Annotated in this window: 1 pseudogene; it reads right to left on the bottom strand. The window is 38.8% G+C overall.

The features are described from left to right. A pseudogene (locus SB773_RS31340) lies at positions 1-278 on the bottom strand (EamA family transporter); the annotation flags it as partial.

Genomic DNA, 278 nt, shown 5'->3' with positions numbered 1-278 from the left:
ACTAAATTGATAAATAGAATGCCATTAATGGGCGTTAAAAGTTTAATACCTAAATTCCAGCTTAAAAGTGCAATGGCACCCGGGAAAATAATCATGAAAATCATCTCGCCATAAATGGATTCAATAACCTCTGCTGTGGGGAAAGGCAGGCCAATTAAAGTTGCAAGGAATGTTATGATTGCAGATACTGTTGTTCCCAAAATACACGTTAAAGTCGAATAGCGGAGTGTTGACCACCCATTAAATTGGTCGCCGCACATCGTATATATAACCCATCC

It is taken from the genome of Bacillus sp. SIMBA_074 (genome assembly GCF_046534555.1).
Lineage (GTDB): Bacteria > Bacillota > Bacilli > Bacillales > Bacillaceae_G > Bacillus_A > Bacillus_A mycoides.
The sequence above is the reverse complement of the archived record's forward strand: the minus strand, read 5'-3'. Positions and strand labels throughout refer to the sequence as shown.